Genomic DNA, 23,739 nt, shown 5'->3' with positions numbered 1-23,739 from the left:
CGTGTCAGCGCGCGAATTTTCTGGCGCCCGCGACGCAGAGCACCACAACCAGCGTAACGGCAATCATGGCAGGGCTTACCTCTTCGTGCAGCAGGGTTGCGGCAAGCGCGAGGCCGAAGAACGGCTGCAACAGCTGCAATTGTCCGACTGCGGCAATGCCGCCCTGCGCCAGGCCGCGATACCAGAAGATGAAGCCGATCAGCATGCTGAACAGGGAAACATAGGCAAGGCCGCCCCAAGCCTGGGGATCGATGCCGGCAAGCGTTTGCGGCCCTGTGAAAAACGCGAGCGGCAGCATCACCGGCAGGGAGAGAACCAGCGCCCAGGAAATGACCTGCCAGCCCCCCAGTCTGCGGGAAAGGGCGGCACCCTCTGCATAACCAAGTCCGCAGACGATGATTGCGCCGAGCATCAGGAGATCACCGGCAAGCGAGGCCTCAAGCCCGGTCGAAAATGAATTCCACATCGAAAAGCCCGCCACCAGGGCGCTGCCCAAGCAGGAAAACAGCCAGAAGGCCGGGCGCGGGCGCTCTCCTCCGCGCAGAACCGCAAAGATTGCGGTGGCCAGCGGCAACAGCCCGACAAAAACAATGGAATGCGCCGAGGTAACGTGCCGGAGGGCAAGCGCCGTCAACAGCGGAAAGCCCACGACAACCCCAAGCGAGACGATGAAGAGCGATGTCAGATCATGGCGCGCCGGGCGCTTTTGCCTGAAAACAAGCAGCAGCACCACCGCCAATAGACCCGCAATGCTGGCGCGGGCCACAGTCAGGAACACGGGATCAAAACCCGTCACCGCAACGCGCGTGGCGGGCAGCGAGCCGCTAAATATCACCACGCCCGTCAGACCGTTCAGCCAGCCGCTTGTCGCCTTGTCCATCGTCATCTCCTGCATTTTGTCCTTCTTCCTCCGGAACTGCTGGCGGCAACAGCGACAGTCATGTACAATTTAAAGAAACTGTTATGGTTGATGTTCCAGTACGGATGGAGAGAGTTGTGGACGGGCGGCTTTCAACCCTCGCGCAGATCGAACCCGGTACGCGCATAGAAAAGGTCATGGCGAGCATTCGCCAGCGCATTGCTTCGCGCAGCCTCGTTCCAGGCGCGCGCCTGCCTTCGGTGCGCGGGCTGGCGAAAGCCATGCAGGTTTCCACCTCCACTGTTGTCGAAGCCTATGACCGGCTGGTGGCCGATGGCACGATAAGCTCGCGGCCGGGCTCCGGATTTTTTGTAGCCGGTCCGCTTGCGCCTCTGTCTCTCGCCGATATCGAGCCCCGGCTGGACAGGGCGGTGGACCCGCTATGGGTATCCCGCCAGGCGCTGGACGAAGGGTCCGTCCTTGCCAAGCCCGGTTGCGGCTGGCTTCCCGCGTCCTGGATGCCGGAAGAGGCAATGCGGCGGGCGATCAGGGGGCTTGCGCGCGCGGATGCCGCCCTGCTGACGGATTATGCGAGCCCGATGGGGCTTCTGCCGCTGCGGCAGCTCCTGTCGCGCAGGCTGGCCGATCACGGGGTTCAGGCCGGGGCCAGCCAGATCATGCTGACCGATTCCGGTACCCAGGCAATCGATCTCCTGTGCCGCTTTTTGCTGCAGCCTGGAGATACAGTAATCGTCGACGATCCATGTTATTTCAATTTCCACGCCCTTTTGCGCGCGCACCGCGTCAGGGCCATTGGCGTGCCCTATACACCTACAGGGCCGGACCTGCCGATTTTCGAGCAGGCGCTGAAAGAGCACCGGCCGCGGCTCTATATCACCAATTCCGCGATCCATAATCCCACTGGCGCGCGGCTCTCCGCCGTTCATGCCCACCGTTTGTTGATGTTGGCCGAACAGTCGGGACTGACCATCATTGAGGATGATATTTTCGCCGATTTCGAAACTCAGGCCGCCCCGCGTCTGGCGGCTTTCGACGGCCTGAACCGCGTTGTCCAGATCGGTAGTTTTTCAAAAACACTGTCGGCTTCCGTGCGCTGCGGTTTCATAGCAGCGCCTCTGGCGTGGGTGGAAGCGTTGACCGACCTCAAGATCGCCACCGCTTTTGGCGGAGCGCATTTCTCAGCCGCGCTGGTCCTGTCGCTTCTAACGGATGGCAGTTATCGCAAACATGTCGAGGCGCTTCGTCTGCGGCTTGCGGCGGCGATGCCGGAGGCGGCGGCGCGCCTCATCTCACTTGGATGCGTGCCGTGGATCGAACCGCAGGCGGGCATGTTTTTATGGTGCCGCCTGCCGGAAGGCGCGGATGCTGCCGATGTGGCGCGCCGCGCGCTCGCGCAGCAGTTGGTGCTGGCGCCGGGGAATGTGTTCAGTTCCTCGCAGAGCGCGTCCGGTTTCATGCGTTTCAACGTGTCGCAAATGGGTGGTCCACACGTCATGACCGTGCTTGCAGACGCTCTTCGTCAGCCGCCCGTTTCACCTTCGTCCTGACCGCAGGGGCGACTGATCGGAACAAAATCGCGGGAACGTCGTTTTCTCGGCAGAATGAAGAGGAGGAAACACCATGACATTCGATCCCAACAACCCGCGTCCGGACCGCGATCTTCGTCCGGAACTGAATATCAACAACGAACCGCGTGCCCGCACCTCGTCGTCCTGGGTGCCATGGCTGGCAATCATCGTCGTCGTATTGGTGGGCGTCTTCGCCTGGTCGCAGATGAGCGGCCCGACCACCGATCCGGCCACGACGTCGTCCACTACGCCACCCGCTGCGACGGACCAGGCGCCGGCACCGATGGCACCGACTACCCCGGCAACGCCGCCGGCAAATAACGCCGCCCCGGCAAGTCCGAACACGGGTGGAACCCAGACCCAGCCTTAATGGCTGACTGGACATGATGAAGCCGCCTGCTTCCGAGCAGGCGGTTTTTTCGATTGAGCAATCGCTGGTTTGCTCGCTCAGAGCTGGTCCATGGCGGAAGGATGATTGGAGACTTTTGACCAGCGGGTGATCGATTCTGCCGCCAGCGCCGAAAGCGTAATATTTCCGAAGCGGGATAACAAAATGCTCTCCGCCTCGGTCATGGCCTCGAAAAGTGCAGCATTGACTGCCTGTTCAATAACACAATCCGGATTGTCACCTGCCAGCCCGATAGAGAACAGTCCGGGTGCGCCAAGCGCTCTGTAGATATCGAGTAATGTAATCTCATCGAGTGGGCGCGCCAGAACCCATCCTCCGCCATGTCCTTTTTCCGAAGAAACATATCCCTGCTCGCGCAGGCCCGCCATCGTCCTGCGCACCACCACCGGATTGGTCTGCAACATGGCTGCGATACTTTCCGAAGTCGCCGCGCCCTCGTGTTTTTCCATATGGATCAGAATATGCAGCACCCGGGAAAGTCGCGTGTCGTGTCTCATTGTTGAAGCCCGCCTGTTTGCATTCACGCTTACCACCCTCCGGCTGACGTAACAATATAAGTTGCATGACCATTGACTCGATCTTTCATGTAACAATATAAGTGACATGATATGGACCGGGGTTACGGTCGGTCTCAAACCATGGGTGCATCATGAAATTCGACGTGATCATAATAGGCGGCAGTTACGCCGGGTTATCCGCCGCCCTGCAGCTGGGCCGCGCAAGGAAGCGGGTTCTGGTGGTGGACGCAGGCGAAAGACGAAATCGCTTTGCCAGCCACTCCCATGGTTTTCTTGGGCAGGACGGCAAGGCGCCCGGCGAGATCGTGAGCGAGGCGCGCAGCCAGATCGAGCGCTACCCGACGATCGAGTGGGCGCGGGGGAGGGTAACGGATGCGGAAGGGACTTTTGGTGACTTTGAGGTTGAAATCGATGGCGGTCGCCGTGAAAGCGGCGCCCGTCTCATTCTCGCAATGGGCGTGACCGACGAACTTCCGGATATAGCCGGGCTGAGGGACCGCTGGGGGTCCTCTGTTTTCCACTGCCCTTATTGCCATGGCTACGAACTGGATCAGGGAAAGATCGGCGTTATCGCGGCTTCACCTCTCGCCATACATCATGCACTGATGCTCCCGGACTGGGGGGAGACGACCTTCTTTACCAATGGTGTCTTCGAGCCGGATGCTGATCAGGATGCGCTTCTGTCTGCTCGCGGGGTCCATGTGGAAAAAACGCATATCCGGGAAATCGCCGGACCTGCGGATATCGCTCTGGTGGATGGGCGTAATGTTGCACTGGCGGGCCTTTTCACCCAGCCGAAATTGCGCATCGCCTCAGACTGGGTAAAAAAACTTGGCTGCGCCATCGAGGAGGGACCGATGGGGTCGACCGTCGTTACCGATCCGATGAAACAGACGACCATTGCCGGCGTATTTGCCTGCGGCGATGTGGCAAGGGCTGCCGGCTCTGTGGCCCTTTCGGTTGGCGACGGCGCAATGGCAGGTGCGGCGGCGCATCGGTCGATCCTGTTTCCGCAATGATCAGTGTGAAACGAGGTTGAGCCAGCGCCCCGGTGGCATGCCGAAGGCATTTTTGAAATGCCGCGTGAAATGTGCCTGATCCGCGAACCCGCAGGCGAAGGCTGTTTCCGCAAGGCTGCCACCGGCCCGCATCATCTCCTTGCATTTTTCCAACCGCCGCATGATGAGATAACGGTGCGGGCTCGTTCCGAACAGGAAACGGAAATGCCGAAAAAGCGTAAAGCGGTCGAGCCCGCTTATCTCTTCCAGCTCTTCCGACCCCACGGTTGCGGTGCTGTTCTCCAGCAGGTAATTCCTGCACCGCAGGACGGCGGCCCTGTCAACTCGCTTGATTTTCCCAGTTCTTTCATTCGAATGTTTGCAGAGCAGAACCGCAAGTCGCGCCTGCCAGTCTGTCACAAGTAGATTGTCCGGCTCGCTTTCGAGGTTGGCAAGCACTTCGATCAGGCATAGGCGAAAGGCCTCGTCCTCGATAACGGGATGTTTGGAAAAAGGCAGCGACTTATGTCCTGCCTGCATCATCTTTTCAGGCGGAAGGTAAAGCATGCGGTAGCGCAGGCCCTCATCCGTGCCGGCGCCGCCATCGTGAACTTCGTCGGGATGCAGCACGATCACATGTCCGGGCATGCTGAAATGCGATGCGCCACGATAGGAAAAGGTCTGAACGCCTGAGAGCGTAACGCCCAGCGCATAGGTATCATGCCGGTGCGGCGCGTAAGCATTACCGTGAAAGCGCGCTTCTATGCGCTCGAAACCGTCGCTCGCGGGGGCCTGCACGATGCCCTCGAATTTGCACGAACGTTCAAGATCGGTGGCATGCAGAGGCTGTAGGATTGCTTCTCGTTCGTAACCACAGCCAGATTGAGTTCGCATGTTTGATACCAAGATCGCCGTCGTCCTTCGTGACGACCTTGCCGTTTGGCAAAAATTGAACGTCACCGCATTTCTCATGTCCGGGATCGTAGCCCAGACCGGAGAGATCATCGGGGAACCATACCGCGACGGGGCGGGGAACGTCTACAATCCTCTGTCTGTCCAGCCGATTGTCGTGATGGCCGCGGATCAGGAGGCGTTGCGCAAAATCCATCAGCGTTCTCTTGAGCGTGATGTCACGACATCGCTTTATATCGAGGAAATGTTCTCCACCGGACACGACGCGGCGAACCGTCAGGTCTTCTCGGAATTTTCTCCGGAAACCGCAAAGGTTGTCGGAATGGCGCTTAGAGCCGATAAGAAAATCGTCGACAAGATTACAAAAGGCGCGAAGCTGCACGCCTGAGAACGGTGTTTTTGAAAGGAAAAGGGAGGCCGCAAGCCTCCCTTTCAAAAGCAATCGCGGTACTTCGCCGCTTATTCGTCGTTCATCTTCAGAGCGGCGATAAAGGCTTCCTGCGGAATTTCCACCTTGCCGAACTGGCGCATGCGCTTTTTGCCTTCCTTCTGCTTGTCCAGAAGTTTGCGCTTGCGTGTGGCGTCGCCGCCGTAGCACTTCGCCGTCACGTCCTTGCGCAACGCGCGCACGGTTTCGCGGGCGATGACCTTGCCGCCGATGGCGGCCTGGATCGGGATCTGGAACATGTGCGGCGGAATGAGTTCCTTCAGCTTTTCGCACATGCCGCGCCCGCGCCGGTCGGCCGCCGAGCGGTGGACCAGCATGGAAAGCGCATCGACGGGATCACCATTGACGAGGATCGACATCTTGACGAGATCGCCTTCGCGATAATCGATGATGTTGTAATCGAACGAGGCATAGCCCTTGGAGATGGACTTCAGGCGGTCGTAGAAATCGAACACCACTTCGTTGAGCGGCAATTCATAGGTGATCATCGCGCGGTTGCCGACATAGGTCAGCTCGGTCTGCAGGCCACGCCGGTCCTGACAGAGTTTCAGGATGCCGCCGAGATATTCATCCGGCGTCATGATCGTGGCCTTGATCCAGGGCTCGCGGATTTCCTTGATCTTCACCACGTCGGGCATGTCCGCCGGGTTGTGAAGTTCCTTTTCCGTGCCATCCGTCAGCGTCATTTCATAAACGACCGAAGGCGCTGTCGCGACGAGATCGAGATTGAATTCGCGCTCGAGGCGTTCCTGAATGATTTCGAGATGGAGCAGGCCCAGGAAGCCGCAGCGGAAACCGAAGCCGAGAGCGGCAGACGATTCCATTTCGAAGGAGAAGGAGGCGTCGTTAAGGCGAAGCTTGCCCACCGCCGCGCGCAAATCTTCAAAGTCGGCCGCATCGACCGGGAAGAGGCCGCAGAACACCACGGGCTGCGCGGGCTTGAAGCCGGGCAGGGCCTGCGCCGTCGGGCGCTTTTCGTCGGTGATGGTATCGCCAACGCGTGTATCGGCCACCTCCTTGATCGAGGCGGTGATGAAGCCGATCTCGCCGGGGCCGAGGCTATCGACATTGACCATCTTCGGGGTCAAGACACCGACGCGCTCGATGCCGTATTTCGCGCCCGAGCCCATCATGCGGATCTGCTGGCCCTTGCTCAGCACGCCGTCAATGACGCGCACCAGAACCATGACGCCGAGATAGGTGTCGTACCAGCTGTCAACAAGCAGCGCTTTCAGCGGCCCGTTTTCGCCGACATCGCTCTTCGGCGGCGGCAGGCGATGGACGATGGCTTCCAGAACATCGGGAATGCCAAGACCTGTCTTGGCGGAAATCATCACGGCGTCGGAAGCGTCGATGCCAATGACTTCCTCGATCTGTTCCTTGATGCGGTCGGGTTCGGCCGCCGGCAGGTCGATCTTGTTGAGCACCGTGACCAGTTCGTGATTATTGTCGATTGCCTGATAGACATTGGCGAGCGTCTGGGCTTCCACGCCCTGCGAAGCGTCGACCACCAGCAGCGAACCTTCGCAGGCCGAAAGCGAGCGGGAGACTTCATAGGCAAAGTCGACGTGGCCGGGCGTGTCGATAAGATTAAGCACATAGGTCTCGCCGTTATTCGCCTTGTAATGCAGGCGCACGGTCTGAGCCTTGATCGTGATGCCGCGCTCGCGCTCGATATCCATCGAATCGAGGACCTGTTCCGACATGTCGCGTTCGGCGAGGCCGCCTGTCGACTGGATCAACCGGTCGGCCAGCGTCGATTTGCCGTGATCGATGTGGGCTACGATCGAAAAGTTGCGGATGTGGTCCAGGGGCGTGCGGGTCGAATTTGTGCTCATGTTCCGCGCTATAGCAGGGGCTTGTCATGCCGCAAAGCGGGAATTTGGTTAAAAGCCCTTTAAAATGGGCTTTCAGACCGCAAATTGCTCCGGCCAGTCGCGGCGGGTGGCAACCTGCCCCTCGGTGCGGAGCCTCGCCACTGCGGCAAGATCGATATCGGCGATCAAAAGGCTGCTTTGCGTCACCGCATCACTTTCGCTTTCCGCGATGATGCCGGATGCTGGCATGCCGTAGTCCGACGGCACGTAAAGGGCAGCGCGACCACGATTTTCATCGACGGCCGGGGACCATGGCGCTTCCCCGGCGGTGGGCGATGACAGGACGGCATACTGGTTTTCCAGCGCCCGCGCCTGCGCGCCGATGCGGACCCGATAAGCACCCGCGAGCGTATCGGTGCAACTGGGCGCGAGGACCAGTTCGACGCCGAGTTCCGCCAGCCTGCGGCCAAGCATCGGGAACTCGTTGTCGTAACAGATGAGAATGCCCAGCCTGCCGATCTGCGTATCAAACGCTTTAAGGCCCTCGACGCCGGCATGGATGGTCCATTGCTCCCGTTCGAAGCGGGTCATGATCTGCTTGTCCTGATAACCGATCAGGCCATCCGGACCGAAAAGCCACGCGCGATTGCGGAATTTGCCGTCCGGGTCCTTCACAGGCGCGCTGCCGGGCTGGAACAGAATTTGATGTTGCCGCGCCAGCTCCTCGCATAGCTCTACCCAGGAGGGGATCATCGGCTGTATCTCTTCGATGGAACGGTGCAGATCAGAACGGATGTCGGGTGGCAACTGACCGGTCAGCGTCATAGCCGAATATTCCGGCAGCAGCAGCAGTTCTGCGCCCTCGCTCTTGGCCTCGCGGACAACGGCGGACAGATGGGCGGTATAGGCCTCCCATGTCTCGATCAGCTCGATGGCATATTGGCTGGCGGCGAGGCGTGTCATGTGTCTCCATCTCCGGCAAGGATGGTCTTCATCCAGAATGACAGGGGTTTGGGGCTCTCGGTGCTTTCGTCGAGGTCCTGCCAGGTAAAGCTTGTATGCAGCTCGGGGTGGTGGCGATAACCGCGCTTTTCCCAGAAGGCATTGAGCGGCACGTAATCCATCGGCCAGCGGGGATGGTCGGCAGGCCGCTCGACAGCGCAGAAGGTGCACTGGTTGAAGCCGAGCCGCTTTGCATGTGCCTCCCGCTCCTCGAAGAAGCGCACGCCGACGCCGTGGCCGCGATAGCCGGGAAGCAGCACGCTTTCACCGAAGTAGAATATCCGGTCCGGATCGTAGCCCGCTTCCACGAATGGCGTTTTCACCTCGTCGGTTTCGGCGGCCATCGGCATGCCGGTGGACATGCCGACCACTCTGCCGTCATCGAGCGCCAGCACGAAGACCGCCCCATCCGTATCGGCATAGGTCGCAAGATATTTGCGCTCATACTCAAGCGAGCCGTCATAGAGATACGGAAAGGCGCGAAACACCTCGATCCGCAGGCGCGCGAGGTCATCGAAATAAGGTGTGGCGTCAATGCCGGAAAGAGACTTGATTTCGACGGTCATGGGCATTTTCACTCTCGGTTGCACTGGTTATACCGTCATGGAACACCCGCGCAAGCATGAACGGAGAAGACGATGACCGCTGCCGAGACCATCCGCGCCTATTACGATGCCTTCAACCGTCAGGATATGGATGCCTTCCTGGCGCTGCTTCACGATGAGGTGGTGCATGACATTAATCAGGGCGAGCGCCAGACCGGCAAGGCCGCCTTTGCGTCCTTCATGGATCATATGAACCGCTGCTATAAGGAAAACCTTACCGATATGGTGATCATGGCGAGCGAGGATGGAAAGCGCGCGTCCGCCGAATTCATTGTCAATGGCGAATATCTCAAGACTGACGAAGGGTTGCCCGAGGCGAACGGTCAGACATATGTGCTGCCGGCCGGCGCCTTTTTTGATCTGAAAGATGGAAAGGTTAGTCGAGTAACGAACTACTATAATCTGAATGACTGGATTGCCCAGGTCGGCGCCTGACGCCTATTTGCCGATAAGCACCCGGCGGAAAAATGACAATTTCCACTATGAAAGATATTGACTCCATCATGTGAGAGTGAAATTCTCATATGATGGAAAACGAAGATCACATTCTCGAACGCTCGATCGGCGAGCGTATCAAAACGTTGCGGGCTGAAAGCGGCCTGACGCTGGACAGGCTTGCATCCGAATCGGGCGTCAGCCGCGCCATGATTTCCCGTATTGAAAGGGGAGAGGCGAGCCCCACCGCGTCGCTGCTCGCCCGCATCTGCGCGGCATTTGGCCTGTCGCTCTCCGGTTTCTTCGCCGAAAATGAGGAAACCGTTTCTCCGCTGGTGAGAAAGCGCGATCAGCAGCTCTGGAAAGATCCCGAGACAGGCTATGTCCGCCGCGCCATTTCCCCGCCGCGTGTGGGATCGGATGTCGATATTGTCGAAGTCGAATTTCCAGCCGGCGCGCGCGTCGGTTTTCCGCCGCATGCGGCAAGCCGGGGCATGACGCAATATGTCTGGCTTTTCGAAGGCGTGCTGGAAATGACGAGCGGCGGAAACGTTCACCGGCTGGAGCCGGGCGATTGCCTTTTCATGCCGGTCGGAGAAGGGCACGTCTTCCACAATCCTTCCAAAAAACCTGCCCGTTATGCCGTTGTGCTGGATCAAAGACAGCGCTGATTTCCCCACAGGAGTTTTTATGACCATCATCCGCATGTTGAACGGGCAAGAAACCATCGATGCCCTGCCAGAACTCTGCGAAGTCCTCGCCGCCTGCGTGAACGGCGGCGCCTCCGTCGGCTTCATGTTGCCCTTTTCCCCGCAGGATGCCGAACCCTTCTGGCGATCCGTGGCTGAAGCGGCAGGTCAGGGTGCGACTATTCATGTGGTAGCGGAAGTGGATGGCAAGGTAGTCGGCACCGTGCAGGTGGGGCTCGCCTCCAAACCCAACCAGCCACATCGCGGCGATCTGATGAAACTTCTCGTGCACCCATCCGCCCGAGGCCTTGGCGTCGCTCGCAAGCTCATGCAAAGGGTGGAGGAGGAAGCGGCAAAACGTGGCCGTACCCTTCTGGTTCTGGATACGGCAACTGGCAGCGATGCCGAGGCGATTTATCCCCGTCTCGGCTGGGAACGGGTCGGCGTCATTCCGGATTACGCCCTGTTTCCGGATGGACGCTTTTGCAGCACGACCCTGTTCTATAAGCGGATCGGCTAGGCCTTTGAGACTGCAGCCTCACTGGCCCGGCTTCAGCGTGCGGTTGAAAGCTGTAAGGATCATCGTCTCCAATTGTGCGTGAATATCCGCGCGGTCTCGTGGTCCGGCCGGTTCGCAGATCGGATCACGCTCGCCGATGGATTTGAGAAATGCATCGGCATCCGGGTTGCAGAGGGGCAGGAAGCTGAAATGGTTGGCGTCGTCCACCCGCAGATAGGTCGCGCCGGGCACGTCGTCTGCGAGTTTATCCGCAAGCACGGCCGGCGGAATTTTACCTTTGCTGCCGAGATTGATGAAGGTCAGCGGAATATCGATCGCTTTCAGGCTCTCCGGTTTGAAAGCCAGCGCCAGGCCGGGATCAACCAGCACGGCGGAACGGATGCGGGGATCGCGGTTCTGCTGCTCGAAATGGGCCTTGTCGAGGGTTTTGATATCCAGCTTCGGAACGCTGACCGGCTCGCCATTGAGGTAACCCCGGCCGCCGGCGAACCACTGGCAATCCATCATCGAAGAATAGTCCTCGCAATAGCGGGCATAGGCATCGAGATCGGCGCGCGCACCCGCAATCTCCATCGCCGCGCTGCCGCCCAGCGAGAAGCCGAGAACGCCGATCCTCTTCGTGTCGATCGCATTCGACCACTTGCCTTCTGCCGTCATGACCGTAATGATCGTTGAGAGATCGTCTGTTCGCTCCCAGATTTTCGGCGTATCGGCGGGCGTGGAATCGCCGCTGGTGGTGCCGGGATGGTTGGTGCCGGCGACGATGAAACCCTCGCTCGCAAGCTTCGCGGCGATCCATGCCATGCCGGACACTCTTGAACCCGAGCCGTGGGACAGAAGCACGAGCGGCAAGCGGCCCGTTTTCACCGCACCATCCTTGAACACGGGCGTGCCCTGAAAAATTCGGTCCTCGCCGGAAGGCGCCTGTGTGCCCTTTCCGTCAGATGGATACCAGACGGTGAGAGCGAGGTCTTTGCCGCGAGCTGGCGAATGGACGGTAGTTTCGCTGATGCCGACGGCGTCCGCCGCAAAAACCGGTTGAGTGACGAAAGCGGAAAATAACATGGTCGCTATGGTGGTGACAGGGCGCATGAAAACCTCGTGTTTCTGGGAAGAACGGGGCTCAATCTGCGCCGCCACGTATTTTTTGCGTCCTTGATCGCGTTAAAGGTCGTACCGAAACGCGATCTGGTCCATGAAGTGCGACAAGGTTTCGCTCCGGGATGGTTATCGTGCTTTTCATTCCCCTGCCTTTCGTCGTGGCGCTGTTGTTGGTGGTCATGTTCATCGTCTTCTTTCGAAGCGGAGACGATGTGCGGACAAACCGCGTATTTTTGGCGCTTATCGCCCTTTGCGCCTTGCAGTCTGTGCTCGTCGGCCTGCGCTGGGGATATGGGGTGAGCCTGGTTCGGTACGTGCTGCCGGTTTTGGCCGCCTGCCTGCCACCACTTGTGTACATTGCCTTTCGTGGCCTGATGAAGGTGGGGCCGGAAAGCAGAAGAGCCATGCTGGCAAGCCTCGTCCTGTCCCCTCTGCTGATCATTCTTCTGGAATTCACATTCCCGGTCGCTATCGATCTTGGCCTGATTGTCCTCTTCGTTGGCCATGCCACCGCCCTGCTGCTGCTCGGAAGAAAAGGGCCTGATGGGCTGGACGAGGCGCAATTTGCGAGCGTCGCTTCGGCACACAAGGCGCTGATCATCGCTGCTGCGGCGCTGTGCGTTTCCGCGATGTTCGATCTTCTGGTGTTTCTCGATTTCGAATGGGCACATGGCGAGAACGTCGCGGCGCTCGTCAGCAACGCCAATCTTTTCGGCCTGTTGCTGATCGGGCTGATGGCGGCCATGGCCGGGAAAAGCAAGGCGTCGCAAGCGGCCGCGGAGCCGCCGGCAGAGGTGCCGCCTCCTTCGGAACCAACACAACAGGACCGCGAGATTGTTGCGGGCCTCGATCGCCTGATGACGTCGCAGGCGCTCTACCGCGACGAAAATCTCAACCTGTCGCGCCTAGCAAAACGCCTCGGCCTGCCGAGCCGGCAGATTTCGGGTGCGATCAATCGTTCGCTTGGCGTCAACGTCTCGCAATATGTCAACCAGCTGCGCATCCGCGAAGCCTGCCGGTTGCTGGAGGAGACGGATCAATCGGTGACATCGATCATGTTTTCTTCCGGCTTTCAAACCAAGTCCAACTTCAACCGGGAATTTCGCCGCGTCACCGGCATGAGCCCGGTCGACTGGCGGGAACGGCAGGTTTGGAAACTGGTCTCCCCCAACAAAACAGCCACCCGGCAGATGCCGGATGACCGTTTGAAGATCGTCGGGAAATGATTGTCGATCAGAGCGTGCCGTTACGCTGCTGGATCATCATGTAGGTGTCATAGGTGTATTCGGCGATCTGTGCCCAGAGATAGGCATCCTTCTTGAAGGCCTGCTGGCTCTCGTAGATTTTCTTGAAGCTCTCGTTCTTGGCCGAAATCTCCGCGTAGGTTTCCTGCGCCGCTTTGTGGCAGACATCGAGGATTTCCTGGCTGAAGGGGCGCAGGATCGCGCCCTGCGCTACCAGTTCCTTCAGCGCCTTCGGATTGCGTGCATCGTAGCGTTCCAGCATGCTGGCGCTGCCCGCGGCGCAGGCGTCTTTCAGGATGCGCTTGTAGTTTTCCGGCAGTTCGTTGAACTTCTGCAGGTTGACGAAGGCATGAACGGCCGGGCCGCCTTCCCACCATGCGGGGTAATAGTAATATTTCGCGACCTTGTAGAAGCCGAGCTTCTGGTCATCATAGGGGCCGACGAACTCGGTGGCGTCGATCGTGCCCTTTTCGAGCGCGGCGTAGACATCGCCGCCGGCGATCTGCTGCGGCGTCACGCCAACCTTCTGCATCACCTGGCCGGTAAGGCCGGCAATACGCATCTTCAGACCCTTGAGGTCGTCGATGGTGTTGATTTCCTTGCGGAACCAGCCGCCCATCTGGGCACCGGTGTTGCCGAGCAGGATCGAGTAGATATTGTGCTGGGCAAGGAACTCATTGAGCAGCTCGTTGCCGCCGGCCTGGTTGAACCAGGCATTCGTCTGGCGCGCATTGAGGCCGAAGGGAACCGAGGTCCCGAGCGCGAAGGTCGGGTCCTTGCCAACGTAATAATAGGCGCATGTATGCGCCATTTCGACGGTTCCGGCCGTCACCGCGTCCGCAGCCTGCAGGGCCGGCACGATCTCTCCGCCCGCGAAATGCTGAATGACGAAATTGCCGCCGGAAGCTTCCTTAACGTGATCGGCGACGATCTGGCCCGCGCCGAACAGAATGTCGAGGCCCTTGGTGAAGGACGACGTCATGCGCCAGGTAATCTTGGGATTTTCTTGTGCGATGGCCGGAGCGGCCAGCGCCGTTGCGGTAACACCGGCGCCCACGGCGCCAGCCTTGCGGATAAATGATCTGCGATCCATGTCGATAAGCCCTGCTATACTTCATATTACAGGCGAACCGCACGGTACGCCTCCCGCCGGCTACTAAACATTTATCCTTACGGCCATCAAGAGGGAATGTTCGAAACCTGCGCGCTCCTGCGCGGCGCTTCGTCATCGTTCCAACTCTGCAATCAGGTGCCGTACCCAGGCCCCGCGCCTTGCGGTTAAGACGACGATCGCGTCAACGCGGGATCATCGAGCGCCGGATTGTAAAAGAGCGAGAGCGTCAGGCTTCTGGCGATGCGTTCGGCGGTTTCCATGAACCAGTCGTGCGCCTCTCTGCCCGGTGCAATGTCATCGAGTGTGGCGGAAAACAGCGCAAGCCATTGGGGGAAAAGCTCGGCGGTCATGCCTTTTACGCCAAGATGGGCTTGGACCGGCTTGCCGCCATAGCCGCCATTCTTGAACGCGACGGCCGCCCAGAACTGCTTCATCCTGGCCATATGTTCCGGCCAGCGGCCTGCAAGCCGCGCATCGAAAACGGGCCCGAGCGCGGGGTGCTCCAGCACGCGACCGTAAAATGTTTCCACCAGCAGATCGATGAAACGGGCATCGACACCGATAGCCGCCATCGCTTTTTCTGCCCTGTCCTGAATTTCTGCGCTGTGGGCGGCTCTTGCCGCGGCTGGGTTCTGCATCATCGATCCTTTCCCGACGAATTTACGCCGCTGCGCTGCCATCGGCAATGCGGCGCTTTGACTGATTAGAATTATTCTAAGATGGCTTGATCGCGGGGTGATGTGGATGTATTTAGAATTATTCTAAAAAGGTTTCAGCCATGTTCCACAGTCTTTTCTCGCTTTCCAAACGTCCCTTTTCCTCCCTCAGCGAACAGGAAATCCTGGCGCTCGCCATCTCGTCGGAAGAAGATGACTCCCGCATCTACCGCTCCTATGCCGATCACCTGCGCGCGCAATATCCTCAATCGGCGAAGGTTTTTGACGACATGGCCGAGGTCGAGCAGCAGCATCGAAACGTGTTGATCGACATGCATCGCCGCCGCTTCGGAGAAACCATACCGTTGATACGCCGCGAACATGTGCGTGGTTTCTACGAACGCACACCGGACTGGCTGGTGAAGAATCTCTCACTGGAAAAAATTCGCGCCCAGGCGGAATTGATGGAAGCGCAGGCAATCCGTTTTTACGACGAAGCCGTCAAGCGCACCACGGATGCTTCGACGCGCAAGTTGCTCGGTGATCTGGCGGAGGCAGAGCGCGGCCACGAGGATATCGCGCATATGCTCGAGGAAAAACATCTCGATGAAAACGGCAGAACGGAAGAAGAGGAGACCGCCAAGCGTCAGTTCCTCCTGACCTATGTGCAGCCGGGTCTCGCCGGGCTTATGGACGGTTCCGTGTCGACGCTGGCGCCAATCTTTGCAGCGGCCTTTGCCACACAGGATACCTGGCAGACCTTCCTCATCGGTCTTTCCGCCTCCGTCGGCGCGGGCATCTCCATGGGGTTTACGGAAGCCGCTCATGACGACGGCAAGCTTTCCGGTCGCGGCTCGCCACTGAAGCGCGGCCTGGCATCGGGCATCATGACGGCCATTGGCGGCCTCGGCCACGCGCTGCCCTATCTCATCCCGCATTTCTGGACAGCCACGGCTATTGCCGCGATCGTTGTTTTCGTGGAACTCTGGGCTATCGCCTTCATTCAGAACCGCTTCATGGAAACGCCATTCCTGCGCGCCGTCTTTCAGGTGGTCCTCGGTGGCTCATTGGTGCTGGCGGCCGGCATTATCATCGGCAATGGCTAAAAGGCAAAAGCCCGCGGCGCCTGCCGCGGGCTTTTCGATATAATCGATTTCATGCAGATCAGCGCAACGCGCCGACCAGAACGTCCCGACCATCCTCGATGGAAACCCAGCGGCCCGTATTAAAGGACGCCTGCCGCTTCAGATAGGTGTAGTTTGTGTCGGTCCAGAGCTTCACGTCGTCGGTGAGATTATCGAGGATATAGTCGCCATCCGTGGTGCGAAGGGTAAGCACCGCATGACCTTCACCATCAGGCTTGCGAACGACTGTTATCAGCAGGTCGGCCACGGAAAATCCGCGCTCGATCAGCTTCTTGCGCTTCAGCAGTACGAAATCTTCGCAATCGCCGGCGGTTGTCGGGTATTCCCAGACCTCGTCCTTGCCATAGATTTCCTGGTCGGTCATCGCCACGATGGTCGTGTTGACGGAGGTGTTGACCTCGCGAATGACGCCCCAGCCATAGTCGGTGACGCGTGGCGGCGGCGTCGCCTTGCTGCGAATGTTGCACTCATCGGCATATTTCTGACAGAACTCGTAATGGCCGATCGGCTGGGAGGTGATCCCGCCCGTCACCATGGAAGGGCTTCCCTTGGTTTCCGCCATGGCGGAGGCAGCAGTCATTAGCCCGGCGGCAACTGCAGACAGCAGCGCACGCGCCAGCGGTGCGTTCATCATGAAACCCGTCCCTTAATTCTTAATGAAAAGTTAAGAGGGTTGGGGGGCAGGAGTCAATCTTTAGCAATCAATGGCGCGCAAGACTCGTTGAATATGGTTAAGAGCGTTGCGGAAATGCCTATGTTGCAAGGGCTCTCACCGCCGTGAGCATCCTTTCAATGTCCTGTGGCCGGGAGAGCCGGTGGTCGCCGTCGCGGATCAACGTCAGAACCACGTCGTCGGCTGGCAGGTGTTCCAGAAGTTTCAGCGCGTGTTGATAGGGCACGTCGGGATCGCGCATGCCCTGCAGGATGTGAACGGGGCAACCGGTGGTGATGATGCCCTGCAACACGCGGTTCTGCCGGCCGTCTTCCATGAGCGCGCGGGTGAAGATGTTGGGCTCGGGACTGTATTCCGAGTGCTCCTCGAAATAGCCCCTCTCCAGCAGCGATGTCTTTTCTGCCTCCGTCAGGCTGGGCTCTATCAGTTCCGCCGTGAAATCAGGCGCAGGCGCGATGAGGATCAGGCCTGCGACGGATGGGGCGCCACCTGTCTTGCGTAGTTCCTCAACCATGCGCAAGGCGATCCATCCGCCCATCGAAGAGCCGACGAGAATGACGCTCGACGGCGCCTTTGCACGCACTACGGCGAGTGCCTCTTCCAGCCATCGGGAGATCGTGCCTTTTTTGAAATCTCCGCCGGACGCGCCGTGGCCGGAATAGTCGAACCGAAGGCAGGCAAGGCCGTTTTTCGCTGCAAAGCGATCCAGTTCGACCGCCTTTGTTCCGGTCATGTCTGAACGATAGCCGCCGAGCCACACCAGCATGGGTGCGCTTTTGCCGGAAATGGCCGGACGATGGAGAATGGCAATCTCGCGGCTGTCGTTATCGGGACCTACGCGCAGGAATTCGGCGGCTTGTTCGCTCATGTATATGCAATTCTCCTGATTTTAGTGCAACAACGGCGGCGTATTTGCAAAAACCGTGACAACAGGTGATCTTTTCGGGCAGATATGCTATTGACTTCGCCACGGCAATAACGACATTTCCGCCGCTTGTACCAAACAAGCTGTTTTTTGCCGACGTGATCCAGAAACAGATCAGGAGAATACGACCATTCGCAGACCTTTCAAAGCCGATGCCCCCGTCAAGGAGGGGCCGCGCTCCAACCGGGAAATTCGGGTTCCCAGAGTTCAGCTTATTGATGAAGAGGGCCAGAACCTCGGTAGCATGCCGACGGATCAGGCATTGAAACTGGCGGAGGAGGCCGGTCTCGATCTCGTTGAGATTTCGCCGAACGCTGAACCGCCGGTGTGCAAGATCCTCGATCTCGGCAAACTGAAATACGCGACCCAGAAAAAGGCCGCTGAAGCGCGCAAGAAACAGAAGATCGTCGAAGTCAAAGAAATCAAGATGCGCCCTAACATCGACACGCATGATTATGACGTGAAGATGAAGGCGATGGGCCGTTTCTTTGAAGATGGCGACAAGGTGAAGGTGACGCTGAAGTTCCGTGGCCGTGAAATGGCCCACCAGGAACTGGGCATGAAGCTTCTTCTTCAGGTGAAGGAAGACACTCAGGCGATTGCCAAGGTGGAGGCCGAGCCGAAGCTGGAAGGCCGTCAGATGATGATGGTTCTCGCGCCGAAATAACTTATACCGCCACAGAACTGGCGTAATGAGCCGCACGGGGAAGTTCGCTTTCCCCGTTGCGCTTTTAATCGACTGCGGTTATAAGCGCGCGTCCGAACGGTCCGGCAGGGCATGCCGAGGCCGTTCCTGAATAGCTTGAAATAGGCCTCGTCTGCCTGTTTCGATACAAAAACGGAGTAGCAAAATGCCCAAGATGAAGACGAAGTCCGCTGCAAAGAAGCGGTTCAAGATCACTGCAACCGGCAAGGTTGTTGCAGCCGCCGCCGGTAAGCGCCACGGCATGATCAAGCGTACCAACAAGTTCATTCGCGACGCGCGTGGAACCATGGTTCTCGCCGAAGCTGACGGCAAGAAGGTCGTCAAGAACTACCTGCCGAACGGTCTCTGAGACTTTTCCGCATTTTTGGACACTTTAAGGAGATCATGACATGGCACGCGTAAAACGTGGCGTAACTTCCCGCGCCAAGCACACCAAGACACTCAAGGCAGCCAAGGGTTTCTACGGCCGCCGCAAGAACACCATCCGCGCAGCAAAGGCTGCCGTGGATCGTTCCAAGCAGTACGCTTACCGCGACCGCAAGGTCAACAAGCGCAACTTCCGCGCTCTTTGGATCCAGCGTATCAACGCTGCTGTCCGCGAATTCGGCCTCACCTATGGCCGCTTCATCGACGGCCTGAACAAGGCTGGCATCGAAGTGGACCGCAAGGTTCTGTCCGACATGGCTATCCATGAGCCGGCAGCATTCGGCGCGCTCGTCGAAGCAGCGAAGAAGGCGCTTGAGTACCTCAAGGATGCTGGTACGGCCAACGAGTTTGAAACCGCTGTAAAGTAATTACGGCGCGGACAATCTGTTGTTCATTTGAACCCGCGTCGGGCAACCGGCGCGGGTTTTTTCTTTTCAGCTGCCATACATTTCTATCGGCGTTTTTTAATTTAGAAATTTAGAAGACTTGGAGTATTCACGCCGTTTGAAGCGAAACCTTTGGTGGACGAAATGCAGGTCAATAAAAGTGAGGTTGTGGAAGCGGAAGGTTTTCGCGTTCATCTCGACGACGATGACATCGCAACCGTGATGCGTGTCCTCCTGAAAAGTGACCGTCGCATTCAGAAGGTTGAACTCTCACAGCTGACGGTGTGGATCAAACGGCAGGGCACGGAGCGTGTGACGTGGTGGATGAAAATTCAGAAGCTGCTGTCAAAACTGCTGCCCTACGCTTTTCTTCGCCCTTCCGAACCGCTTGATGGCGCGGGCCTCATGCAGCGGGAACTGGAAACCTTGCAGCAGTTCCAGCAGCGCGGCTTCCCGGTTCCGCCGCTGATCTACTCATCCCGCACGGCCGTGGTGCTGGGAGATGTAGGCCCGACGCTCATGGAGCGCATGGATGCCCTGAAGGCCTCCGATCCGACCGAGCATGACGCCCTGCTTGTTAAATCCGCAGAAGCACTTGGCGAGCTGCATGCCGCAGGCCTCTGCCACGGCCGCCCGCATGTACGAGACTTCTTCTTGAAGGATGGCCGTATCGGTTTCATGGATTTCGAGGAGCGCCCTCAGGATGTCATGCCGCTGGAAACGGCGCAGGCTCGTGATATCTGGCTGCTGTTTCTGCAGGTGGCCACGCGCGCCAATGATGCCCCCAAAACCCGCGACGCCGCCTTTTCGCGCTGGCTCGAAAATGCTCCGCCCCGCGCACTGGAAGAATTAACCCGCTTGACCCGCATTCTCGGGCGTTTTTTACCGCTTGCCCGGTTGATCGGGCGCGTGCGGATGGGTAGTGATCTGCGACGCTTTATCATGGCGACCGACTATCTGATGAATGCTGTGAACACCGACGCCGCTGTTAAAAAATCCGGCAAGGCAGGAAAAGATGACTGAACTTGATACCTTGAAATCGCAATTGATGTCGGAGATCGCCGCCGCTGCCGATGAACCGGCCATCGAAGCCGTGCGCGTCTCCGCGCTTGGCAAGAAGGGCTCGGTTTCGGAGCTTCTGAAGACGCTTGGCAGCATGAGCCCGGAGGAGCGCCAGACCCGCGGCGCCGCCATTAATCAGCTCAAGACCGAAATTACCGACCTTATCGGCGAGCGCAAGAACGCGCTGAAAGACGCCGCCATCGCCGCGCGTCTCAAGGCCGAAACGGTGGACGTCAGCCTGCCTGTCCGCCAGTCTCCGGCAGAGCGCGGCCGCATTCATCCCATCAGTCAGATCGTCGACGAAATCACTGCCATCTTCGCGGATATGGGTTTCTCCATCGCCGAAGGTCCTGACATCGAGACTGACTATTACAACTTCACGGCACTGAACTTCCCGGAAGGCCACCCGGCCCGCGAGATGCACGATACCTTCTTCTTCCAGCCGGACGAAAAAGGCGAGCGTAAGGTGCTGCGCACCCACACCTCACCGGTGCAGATCCGCACCATGGAGAGCCAGAAGCCGCCGATCCGCATCGTCATCCCCGGCAAGACCTATCGCCAGGATTCCGATGCCACCCATTCGCCGATGTTCCATCAGGTCGAAGGTCTTGTCATCGACAAGAAGGCGCATGTCGGCAATCTGCGCTGGATTCTTGAGGAGTTCTGCAAGGCCTTCTTCGAGGTCGACAGCGTCGTCATGCGCTTCCGCCCGTCCTTCTTCCCCTTCACGGAGCCAAGCTTCGAGGTGGATATCCAGTGCGACCGTTCCGGCCCCATCGTCAAGTTCGGCGAGGGCAAGGACTGGATGGAAATTCTCGGCTGCGGCATGGTGCACCCGAACGTGCTGCGCGCCGGCGGGCTGGATCCGGATGAATATCAGGGCTTTGCCTGGGGCATGGGTCTCGACCGCATCGCCATGCTGAAATACGGCATGCCCGATCTGCGCGATTTCTTCAACGCCGATGTCCGCTGGATGAACCACTACGGGTTCCGCCCGCTCGACATGCCGACGCTGTTCGGCGGTCTGAGCGTTTAATCCGGTTAGCCAAGGAGCAAAGACATGAAATTCACTCTTTCCTGGCTGAAAGAGCATCTCGATACCGATGCGACTCTGGACGAGATCTGCGAGCGGTTGACGGCGATTGGCCTTGAGGTCGAGGATGTTGACGACAAGGCGGCCTACAAGCCCTTCGTCATTGCCAAGGTGGTTTCCGCTGAAAAGCACCCGGAGGCCGACCGCCTGAAAGTGCTGATGGTCGATGCCGGTGACGGCAAGCCGGTGCAGATCGTCTGCGGTGCACCGAATGCGCGCGCTGGCCTCGTCGGTGCGCTCGCACGTCCAGGCACCTATGTCCCGGGCATCGATGTCACGCTCGCCATCGGGAAGATTCGCGGTGTGGAAAGCCATGGCATGATGTGCTCCGAAAAGGAGCTCAACATTTCCGACGATCACGACGGCATCATTGACCTGCCGGCGGATGCGCCCGTCGGTACTTCCTTCGCATCATATGCCGGCCTCGATGATCCTGTCATCGAGATCAATCTCACGCCCAATCGTCCGGACTGCACCTCGATCTACGGCATTGCGCGTGATCTCGCGGCCTCCGGTCTCGGCAAGCTGAAGACAAAGCCTGCACCCTCCTTCAAGGTGGAAGGCGCAACGCCCGTCGATGTGAAGCTGGAACTGGACGATCCCGCCCTCTGCCCTGGCTTTTCACTACGCATCGTGCGCGGTGTGAAGAACGGCCCCAGCCCGAAATGGATGCAGCAGCGTCTTCTGGCGATCGGCCTGCGTCCGATCAATGCGCTTGTTGATATCACCAACTACATGACCTTCGATCAGGGCCGGCCGATGCACGTCTTCGACGCCGCCAAGGTCAAGGGTGATCTGACCGTTCGCCGCGCAAAGGAGGGTGAGACGATCCTCGCGCTCGATCAGCGTGAATATAAGCTCGGCCCGAACAATGTCGTCATCGCCGATGAAAAGGGCCTCGAGTCTATCGGCGGCGTGATGGGTGGCGAACATTCCGGCTGCGACGAAAACACCGTCGACGTGCTGATCGAATCCGCCCTCTGGGACCCGATCAACATTGCCAAGACCGGCCGTTCGCTCGGCATCATCACCGATGCGCGCTACCGTTTCGAGCGCGGTGTCGATCCGGAATACATGGTTCCGGGCCTGGAGCGGACCACCGAACTGGTTCTGGAGCTCTGCGGCGGCGTTGCCGGCGAAGCCAGGGTCGTTGGTTACAAGGGATATCAGCCCAGGGTCGTGGATTTCCCGCTTGCGGAAGTGAAGCGGCTGACGGGGCTCGAAGTCTCGGCTGAAGAGAGCCTCGCCATCCTCAAGGGCCTGGGTTTTGGGGTCGAGGGAACGGGCGAGCGCGTGTCCGTCACTGTGCCGTCCTGGCGCCCAGATGTCGACGGCAAGGCTGATCTGGTTGAAGAGGTCATGCGCATTCATGGCGTTGACAATATCAAACCCGAGCCGCTGGAAAGCTTCGGTGCCGTCAACGGTCGCATCCTGACCACGCTGCAGGTCCGCACGCGCACCGCGCGCCGTGCGCTGGCAAGCCGCGGCATGCTGGAGGCCGTCACATGGTCCTTCATTCCGGAAGCGCAGGCGATGCTATTCGGCGGCGGCTCGCCGGCGCTGAAGCTCGCCAACCCGATTGCGGCCGATATGTCGGATATGCGGCCCTCGCTGCTGCCGGGCCTGCTGACCGCCGCGCAGCGCAATGCCGACAAGGGCTATGGTGACGTCGCAATCTTCGAGGTCTCCGGCACCTATGAAGGCGACACGCCTGATACGCAGCGCCGTGTTGCTGGCGGTGTTCGCCGTGGCACGGCCTCGCTCGCTGGCAGCGGCCGCATGTGGTCCAATGCGTCCAAGGGCGGCGGCAAGCCCGTGGATATCTACGACGCAAAGGCGGATGCACTGACGGTGTTGGAAGCCTGCGGCCTCCCCATGGCCAATGTCCAGATCGAGGCCGGCGGGCCTGCCTGGTATCATCCCGGCCGCTCCGGCACCATCAAGATGGGCCCGAAGGTCGTGCTTGGTTACTTCGGTGAATTCCATCCGAAAACACTGTCCGAGCTGGATGTGTCGGGTGTCTATTGCGGTTTCGAGATTTATCTCGACGCCATGCAGGAGCCGAAGAAGAAAGCCACCCGCACCAAGCCTGCGCTCGAACTCTCCCCCTTCCAGGCGGTCAAGCGCGACTTCGCCTTCGTGGTCGACAAGGCCGTAGAGGCGGGGGCGATCATCAAGGCGGCAACGAGCGCTGATCGCAAACTGATCACAGGCGTCAATGTCTTCGATATCTTCGAAGGCGCATCGCTCGGAGAAAACCGCAAGTCGGTCGCCATCGAAGTGCAGATTCAACCGGTCGACAAGACTCTGACCGATGAGGATTTCGAAGCCTTGACGGCCAAGATCGTCGGCAATGTCGAGAAATCGACAGGCGGCGTTCTGCGCGCCTGACGTCGGATAACAGATT

The 23,739-nt window shown here is 59.1% G+C and carries 26 protein-coding genes; 15 read left to right on the top strand and 11 right to left on the bottom strand.

What is annotated here, in order from left to right:
* Nucleotides 1-4: 4 nt before the first annotated feature.
* Nucleotides 5-880, bottom strand: coding sequence for a DMT family transporter (locus DOU54_RS22065; RefSeq protein WP_113380970.1), 876 nt, complete (start codon nt 878-880; stop codon nt 5-7).
* Nucleotides 881-984: 104 nt separating this feature from the next.
* Between DOU54_RS22065 and DOU54_RS22060 the strand changes: the two genes are divergently transcribed.
* Both DOU54_RS22060 and DOU54_RS22055 read left to right on the top strand, forming a co-directional pair.
* Nucleotides 985-2,427: an aminotransferase-like domain-containing protein gene (locus tag DOU54_RS22060; protein WP_113380857.1), complete on the top strand. Its 1,443-nt coding sequence runs from the start codon at nt 985-987 to the stop codon at nt 2,425-2,427.
* A gap of 73 nt (nt 2,428-2,500) precedes the next feature.
* Entirely contained in the window at nt 2,501-2,818 is a 318-nt protein-coding gene (locus DOU54_RS22055; protein ID WP_004439319.1) for a hypothetical protein, read from the top strand.
* Between the two features lie 77 nt (nt 2,819-2,895).
* On the opposite strand, the gene DOU54_RS22050 is transcribed toward DOU54_RS22055, so the two are convergent.
* The gene (locus tag DOU54_RS22050; protein ID WP_004439321.1) at nt 2,896-3,354 is read right to left on the bottom strand and encodes an Rrf2 family transcriptional regulator; all 459 of its coding nucleotides are present in this window, start codon (nt 3,352-3,354) and stop codon (nt 2,896-2,898) included.
* Nucleotides 3,355-3,506: 152 nt separating this feature from the next.
* Between DOU54_RS22050 and DOU54_RS22045 the strand changes: the two genes are divergently transcribed.
* Complete coding sequence (locus tag DOU54_RS22045) at nt 3,507-4,394, top strand: NAD(P)/FAD-dependent oxidoreductase (protein WP_113380858.1); 888 nt, start codon at nt 3,507-3,509, stop codon at nt 4,392-4,394.
* Here the strand turns inward: DOU54_RS22045 and DOU54_RS22040 are convergent, their stop codons facing one another.
* Complete coding sequence (locus DOU54_RS22040; protein WP_162749560.1) at nt 4,395-5,171, bottom strand: AraC family transcriptional regulator; 777 nt, start codon at nt 5,169-5,171, stop codon at nt 4,395-4,397.
* A gap of 94 nt (nt 5,172-5,265) precedes the next feature.
* Here DOU54_RS22040 and DOU54_RS22035 point away from each other — a divergent pair, with 94 nt between their 5' ends.
* The gene (locus DOU54_RS22035; RefSeq protein WP_004439326.1) at nt 5,266-5,673 is read left to right on the top strand and encodes a DUF2000 family protein; all 408 of its coding nucleotides are present in this window, start codon (nt 5,266-5,268) and stop codon (nt 5,671-5,673) included.
* Nucleotides 5,674-5,744: 71 nt separating this feature from the next.
* On the opposite strand, the gene lepA is transcribed toward DOU54_RS22035, so the two are convergent.
* From lepA to DOU54_RS22020, 3 genes are all read right to left on the bottom strand, one after another.
* Nucleotides 5,745-7,571, bottom strand: a complete 1,827-nt coding sequence (gene lepA / locus DOU54_RS22030; RefSeq protein WP_082074379.1) for a translation elongation factor 4 — start codon at nt 7,569-7,571, stop codon at nt 5,745-5,747.
* A gap of 72 nt (nt 7,572-7,643) precedes the next feature.
* Nucleotides 7,644-8,513 (bottom strand): carbon-nitrogen hydrolase family protein, encoded by an 870-nt coding sequence (locus DOU54_RS22025; protein ID WP_113380859.1) that lies wholly within the window; start codon nt 8,511-8,513, stop codon nt 7,644-7,646.
* Nucleotides 8,510-9,118 carry a GNAT family N-acetyltransferase gene (locus DOU54_RS22020; protein ID WP_162749547.1) on the bottom strand — a complete coding sequence of 203 codons (609 nt, stop codon included), beginning with the start codon at nt 9,116-9,118 and terminating at the stop codon, nt 8,510-8,512. Before DOU54_RS22020 ends, DOU54_RS22025 begins: the two co-directional genes overlap by 4 nt.
* Before the next feature lie 72 nt (nt 9,119-9,190).
* On the opposite strand from DOU54_RS22020, the gene DOU54_RS22015 reads away from it, so the two are divergent.
* The 3 genes from DOU54_RS22015 (at nt 9,191) to DOU54_RS22005 (ending at nt 10,801) form a co-directional block, all read left to right on the top strand.
* The gene (locus tag DOU54_RS22015; protein WP_004439334.1) at nt 9,191-9,592 is read left to right on the top strand and encodes a ketosteroid isomerase-related protein; all 402 of its coding nucleotides are present in this window, start codon (nt 9,191-9,193) and stop codon (nt 9,590-9,592) included.
* Nucleotides 9,593-9,681: 89 nt separating this feature from the next.
* On the top strand, nt 9,682-10,263 hold the full coding sequence (locus tag DOU54_RS22010; protein ID WP_112766057.1) for a helix-turn-helix domain-containing protein: 582 nt from the start codon (nt 9,682-9,684) through the stop codon (nt 10,261-10,263).
* A 19-nt stretch (nt 10,264-10,282) separates the two neighbouring features.
* Nucleotides 10,283-10,801, top strand: coding sequence for a GNAT family N-acetyltransferase (locus tag DOU54_RS22005; protein WP_022555450.1), 519 nt, complete (start codon nt 10,283-10,285; stop codon nt 10,799-10,801).
* 18 nt (nt 10,802-10,819) lie between these two features.
* Here the strand turns inward: DOU54_RS22005 and DOU54_RS22000 are convergent, their stop codons facing one another.
* Nucleotides 10,820-11,893, bottom strand: a complete 1,074-nt coding sequence (locus DOU54_RS22000) for an alpha/beta hydrolase family protein (RefSeq protein ID WP_113380972.1) — start codon at nt 11,891-11,893, stop codon at nt 10,820-10,822.
* Between the two features lie 140 nt (nt 11,894-12,033).
* On the opposite strand from DOU54_RS22000, the gene DOU54_RS21995 reads away from it, so the two are divergent.
* A complete protein-coding gene (locus DOU54_RS21995) occupies nt 12,034-13,128 on the top strand; it encodes a helix-turn-helix domain-containing protein (protein ID WP_162749549.1) in 1,095 nt (364 codons plus the stop codon).
* 7 nt (nt 13,129-13,135) lie between these two features.
* Here DOU54_RS21995 and DOU54_RS21990 read toward each other — a convergent pair whose 3' ends face one another.
* Nucleotides 13,136-14,239: a TRAP transporter substrate-binding protein gene (locus tag DOU54_RS21990; protein ID WP_004439343.1), complete on the bottom strand. Its 1,104-nt coding sequence runs from the start codon at nt 14,237-14,239 to the stop codon at nt 13,136-13,138.
* Nucleotides 14,240-14,424: 185 nt separating this feature from the next.
* Nucleotides 14,425-14,898, bottom strand: a complete 474-nt coding sequence (locus tag DOU54_RS21985) for a group III truncated hemoglobin (RefSeq protein ID WP_022555454.1) — start codon at nt 14,896-14,898, stop codon at nt 14,425-14,427.
* 140 nt (nt 14,899-15,038) lie between these two features.
* On the opposite strand from DOU54_RS21985, the gene mbfA reads away from it, so the two are divergent.
* Nucleotides 15,039-16,022 carry an iron exporter MbfA gene (mbfA, locus tag DOU54_RS21980; protein WP_006699734.1) on the top strand — a complete coding sequence of 328 codons (984 nt, stop codon included), beginning with the start codon at nt 15,039-15,041 and terminating at the stop codon, nt 16,020-16,022.
* A 58-nt stretch (nt 16,023-16,080) separates the two neighbouring features.
* Here mbfA and DOU54_RS21975 read toward each other — a convergent pair whose 3' ends face one another.
* On the bottom strand, nt 16,081-16,695 hold the full coding sequence (locus DOU54_RS21975) for a transglutaminase-like cysteine peptidase (protein WP_004439350.1): 615 nt from the start codon (nt 16,693-16,695) through the stop codon (nt 16,081-16,083).
* A 118-nt stretch (nt 16,696-16,813) separates the two neighbouring features.
* Nucleotides 16,814-17,602, bottom strand: coding sequence for an alpha/beta hydrolase (locus tag DOU54_RS21970; RefSeq protein WP_113380863.1), 789 nt, complete (start codon nt 17,600-17,602; stop codon nt 16,814-16,816).
* A gap of 187 nt (nt 17,603-17,789) precedes the next feature.
* Here DOU54_RS21970 and infC point away from each other — a divergent pair, with 187 nt between their 5' ends.
* From infC to pheT, 6 genes are all read left to right on the top strand, one after another.
* On the top strand, nt 17,790-18,326 hold the full coding sequence (gene infC / locus DOU54_RS21965; RefSeq protein WP_004439353.1) for a translation initiation factor IF-3: 537 nt from the start codon (nt 17,790-17,792) through the stop codon (nt 18,324-18,326).
* Nucleotides 18,327-18,510: 184 nt separating this feature from the next.
* A complete protein-coding gene (rpmI, locus tag DOU54_RS21960; protein WP_003493355.1) occupies nt 18,511-18,714 on the top strand; it encodes a 50S ribosomal protein L35 in 204 nt (67 codons plus the stop codon).
* Nucleotides 18,715-18,754: 40 nt separating this feature from the next.
* The gene (gene rplT, locus DOU54_RS21955) at nt 18,755-19,159 is read left to right on the top strand and encodes a 50S ribosomal protein L20 (protein ID WP_003493358.1); all 405 of its coding nucleotides are present in this window, start codon (nt 18,755-18,757) and stop codon (nt 19,157-19,159) included.
* Between the two features lie 162 nt (nt 19,160-19,321).
* A complete protein-coding gene (locus DOU54_RS21950) occupies nt 19,322-20,200 on the top strand; it encodes a lipopolysaccharide kinase InaA family protein (protein WP_113380973.1) in 879 nt (292 codons plus the stop codon).
* Nucleotides 20,193-21,275: a phenylalanine--tRNA ligase subunit alpha gene (pheS, locus tag DOU54_RS21945; RefSeq protein ID WP_004439367.1), complete on the top strand. Its 1,083-nt coding sequence runs from the start codon at nt 20,193-20,195 to the stop codon at nt 21,273-21,275. The genes DOU54_RS21950 and pheS overlap by 8 nt, the downstream gene beginning before the upstream one ends.
* Before the next feature lie 24 nt (nt 21,276-21,299).
* Nucleotides 21,300-23,723 (top strand): phenylalanine--tRNA ligase subunit beta, encoded by a 2,424-nt coding sequence (pheT, locus tag DOU54_RS21940; RefSeq protein ID WP_113380864.1) that lies wholly within the window; start codon nt 21,300-21,302, stop codon nt 23,721-23,723.
* Nucleotides 23,724-23,739: the final 16 nt, after the last annotated feature.

This window comes from Agrobacterium sp. MS2 (assembly GCF_003261015.1).
Classification (GTDB): Bacteria; Pseudomonadota; Alphaproteobacteria; order Rhizobiales; family Rhizobiaceae; genus Agrobacterium; species Agrobacterium pusense.
This window is presented reverse-complemented; position numbering and strand designations above follow the sequence as displayed.